2 protein-coding genes are annotated in these 1,349 nt (G+C 68.0%); one reads left to right on the forward strand and one right to left on the reverse strand.

The features are described 5' to 3' along the window. Positions 1-519: hypothetical protein (locus ACFHPP_RS31035; protein WP_437167081.1), on the forward strand; the 519-nt coding region annotated here is incomplete at its 5' end. 90 nt (positions 520-609) lie between these two features. Here ACFHPP_RS31035 and ACFHPP_RS31040 read toward each other — a convergent pair. Beyond that, positions 610-1,349: ATP-dependent DNA helicase (locus ACFHPP_RS31040; protein WP_437167082.1), on the reverse strand; the 740-nt coding region annotated here is incomplete at its 5' end.

The raw sequence follows: 1,349 nt of genomic DNA on the forward strand, positions 1-1,349 counted from the left end.
AAGGGGAAACGCCCAGTTCGCCTAAAGTGTTCCCGTCCGCACATCCTGACTATCGGCCAGGTGGGCCTTGCTCACCGCCGCACAATCTCGATGAAAGGAACAGGTTATGTGTCGGACCAGATCCAGCGTCCTACCCGGCCGGATACGCCGCTGCGGCGGATGAAAACCGCCTCCGACTACCACGCCACGCTGATCGCCTACTACGCCGCACTTCATCCGGACGCGCCTTCGGCTGAGGTGGAGCGCGAGGCGGACGATGCCATAACTCGACTTGGCGAAGCCTTCTACCTGGCACTGTTCGACATCGGGGTTACTGAGCAGGGTGCGGAAGGCGAGCCAAGCGCCGCCAGTGAACCCCGGCTGCGGCTGCTGGCGGCAATCTCGACGCTGGTGCCGCTGCCATCGCAAAGCGAGATGCAGCAGCGCCGGAAGGCCAAGGCGGGGGTCCGGAGGCGTCGGGCAGAGGAAAGGCGGGTGGATATGACTAAGAAAATGCGGAAGGCAGCGATCCTTGCCTGATAACAGACTGGCCTGGCGCGCAGTTTCAGCACCATTCCAACATGGTTGCAGGCCGCACCGTGCTGCTGCGACTGCTGGCCGGCTTGCCGATTACGAATTCGTCACGCAGTGCCCGACGCCGGCCTGCGGGCTCCGCCGCTTCCCGGTGACGCCCATCGCCGCCGCGCCGCCCGGCACTGGTGAGAGAAGCGCTGGCCCGGCTGCGGTGCCGCGCGGCTGCGGCGACACGCTGGCGCCTGCCGTGAGCCACTCGCGCAGCTTGGACCATCGCCGTCGGCCGCTGCCGTTCTTGACGGCGATGGCCAAAGCGCGGCGCTGCCCGACCAGCACCACCAGTCGCTTGCCGCGGGTCACGCCGGTGTAGAGCAGGTTGCGCGCCAGCATGGCGTAGTGCTGCGTCGTCAGCGGGATCACCACCGCCGGGTACTCCGACCCCTGCGCCTTGTGGATCGTGGTCGCATAGGCCAGCACCAGCTCGTCCAGCTCCCCGAAGCCGTAGACCACCGGCCGCCCGTCGAAGAGCACCGTCATTTCGCCCTCCTCCAGGTCGAGGCCGCCGATCACGCCGAGGTCGCCGTTGAACACCTCCCAGTCGTAGTTGTTGGCCACCTGCATCACCTTGTCGCCTGGACAGAAGGTCCAGCCGAAGCGCTCCACCCGCAGCTCGCCCGGCGGGTTCAGCGCCTGCTGCAGCTCCAGGTTCAGCGCCCGCGCGCCGAGGCCGCCGCGGTTCATCGGGCACAGCACCTGCACGCCGCGCACGGGGTCAAGCCCGAAGCGGGCCGGGATCCGGTCGCGCACCACCGCCAGCAGACGGCGCACCCCCTCCC

This window comes from Falsiroseomonas sp. E2-1-a20 (assembly GCF_051433195.1).
GTDB lineage: Bacteria > Pseudomonadota > Alphaproteobacteria > Acetobacterales > Acetobacteraceae > Falsiroseomonas.